4 protein-coding genes are annotated in these 2,468 nt (G+C 56.7%); all 4 read left to right on the plus strand.

Annotated elements, in window-relative coordinates; translation table 11 throughout:
* On the plus strand, nt 1-254 hold a 254-nt coding region (locus ACESMD_RS02195; protein WP_372609921.1), incomplete at its 5' end, for a BRCT domain-containing protein.
* Nucleotides 255-1,070: 816 nt separating this feature from the next.
* Nucleotides 1,071-1,313: a type II toxin-antitoxin system HicA family toxin gene (locus ACESMD_RS02200; protein ID WP_372609923.1), complete on the plus strand. Its 243-nt coding sequence runs from the start codon at nt 1,071-1,073 to the stop codon at nt 1,311-1,313.
* On the plus strand, nt 1,310-1,792 hold the full coding sequence (locus ACESMD_RS02205; protein ID WP_372609925.1) for a type II toxin-antitoxin system HicB family antitoxin: 483 nt from the start codon (nt 1,310-1,312) through the stop codon (nt 1,790-1,792). The genes ACESMD_RS02200 and ACESMD_RS02205 overlap by 4 nt, the downstream gene beginning before the upstream one ends.
* Nucleotides 1,789-2,220, plus strand: a complete 432-nt coding sequence (locus tag ACESMD_RS02210) for a hypothetical protein (RefSeq protein ID WP_372609927.1) — start codon at nt 1,789-1,791, stop codon at nt 2,218-2,220. The genes ACESMD_RS02205 and ACESMD_RS02210 overlap by 4 nt, the downstream gene beginning before the upstream one ends.
* The last annotated feature ends 248 nt before the right edge of the window (nt 2,221-2,468 follow it).

Genomic DNA, 2,468 nt, shown 5'->3' on the forward strand with positions numbered 1-2,468 from the left:
ACTTCGTGCTGACGGGCAAGTTCATTTCCGGCACCCGCGCCGAGTGCGAAGCCGAGATTCTCGATCGGGGTGGCCACACGCAGAGTAACCCCACCCAAAAGACCCGTTTCGTGGTGATCGGCAACCTGGGCAGCACCGATTGGGCGCTCTCCAGCTATGGCCGCAAGATTCAGAAGGCCGTCGAGCTGCGCACTGATGGCCGAGACATTGCCATCATCAGCGAGAAGCACTGGGCCAGCCATCTCGGCGACTGAACCCGCCACTACCCCATCCGACCCGCCCACCGAGGCGGGTTTTCTATAGCTGATCCTTGTGCTCGGTACTGAAGGTGCCATTCAACGCTTTCAAACGGAAAACCTTGGAAGCAAGGGGCACGCCGCGTTGAAAGCCTTATTTCGCCCATCTTGTGCTTGCACCCGTTTTTTGGACTACATATGGTGTCCGTGATGCTGCGTCATGAAGTTCGGTTAGCCAGAAGGCGGCGGCATCAACGAGGAAGGCCCCAACCGGGGCTAGGATGGGGCCTTCAAATACCACAGGCAGAGTATTGCGTGGTGGGCGAGGTAACGCAGTGTTGTTGGCAGACTCATGATATGACGCGCCAACGTCCCATGAGGTCCTTCAACGCTGTGCAGCAAGCAATTACCTACGGGAGTTACTGTAGTGCGAAACGTTAGGCCTGTAAATACCAGTGGATGTCAAAGCGTGACATTAAATGTCACTGACTCCTGCACAGGGCCATCGATCCGCGCCCCTCTCCCCCGCTCATCCGTTATGCCGCTTGCCACGTGTAAAAAGGCACATCACCGATGCATACGCACGATCAGCAGTACCCAGACCTTCTCGCCACCCTGGCGAACGATGAGCCCACTACATCGTACAGCAAGGTCACGGAAGCTTTAGGCGAAAAATTCACTGATGTGAACGGTATGCACATTCCTGTTTGCCCGTACGAATGCGACCAAAAGAGGGGGGCGTAATCTTGAAAGCCAAGCCTTCCGGGACTATACAGAGAGGTGCAACTAGATTACAGTTGCACACCCAACAGGGTCGCGGACCAAGGGGGGCGCATGGCTAACAAGCGCCTGGAACGCCTGAGGCAGCGCCCCAAGGATTTTACATGGGATGAGCTGGTAGCCCTGCTGAAGGGGCTTGGGTACACCATGAAGACCGGGGGTGGTGGGTCAGGTCGAAAGTTTATCGATGCCGATAAGCGCAAGATCAGCCTTCACAAACCACACCCTGAAAACACCCTGAAGGCGTATGTGATCGATGATGTTCTCACCGCCCTGGAGGAACATGGAAAGATATGAAGCCTACTGTGCTGGAATACAAAGGGTATCAAGGCTCCGTCGAGGTCTCGCTCGAAGACAACGTCCTGCATGGCAAGATCCTGCATATCGTCGATCTGGTCACCTTCGAGGCGCAAACACCCGAAGGCCTTCAGCAGGCATTCGAGCAAGAGGTCGACGAGTACCTGGCCTTCTGTGAGGAAGAGGGCGTCGCCCCGGACAAGCCGTTCAGCGGCACCTTCAACGTACGGCTAGGCCCCGATATGCATCGGCAACTCGCCCTGGCAGCTAGCCGTGAGGGAATGGGCATCAACGAAACCCTGAAAAGGGTTCTGGCAACCTGGCTACGCGACTGCCCCGATGGCTACCGGGTGGTCCACCACCATAACCACATGCATGAGCATTTCCATGCCCCAACAGCAGAGGCCGACACCTTCCGGGGTGGTGTTGACTTCAACCTCAGCGACCAGCCACGTCCACAACTGCGGGTCATTCAATGAGTATCGCCAGCTTTCACCTGGATCAATATCGCTTCGAGCACATCGAAGCGTTCTGCCTCGAGGGAGATCCCCGCGAAAACCAGCTGATCGAGATGCGCTTCGAAGTCGATTTCCATGAGAAAGACGAGCCAGACGATCGCTTCGAAGTCAGGCTGAAGTTGAGCCTTTATGCTCGCAGCAAGGGAGATGAGCGAGAGCCGCTACTGAAAGCGAGGGCTCGGGGCGAATTTCTTTTTGCCGAGGGGGAAGCGGCCTACGTGGTCAAGGAGCCGCTGGAACGGCTCTACGCCACCACGCTGCTCTATGGTGCGCTACGGCCTACCCTCGACTCCATCGCCAGCAATATTGGGTTGCGCGGCCTTGCCATGCCGCTCAACCTCCCCATCAGTGACGAAGGCCTCATGCCCGAGATCGAACACCCAGCCTAAGCGCCAACAACTCCGCCACCCGCCCACCGAGGCGGGTTTTTTGGTTCTTCGCAGATCAGCGTGAAATGGGTAGAGCTCGAGGCGGGGGCAGACAATAGAGAAACGGCTATAGAGCGACAATTACTCTGGCCGGCCGTGTTGCCTCACGAGAAAAGGTTACTCTGCTGCCTCATCAGGAATGTTACCGAGGGGTTGCCCCATTACATCACTGATCGTTCCTTCATGATCGCCTATCGGGAAAGCAACAT

This window comes from Halomonas sp., assembly GCF_041689495.1.
Lineage (GTDB): Bacteria > Pseudomonadota > Gammaproteobacteria > Pseudomonadales > Halomonadaceae > Halomonas.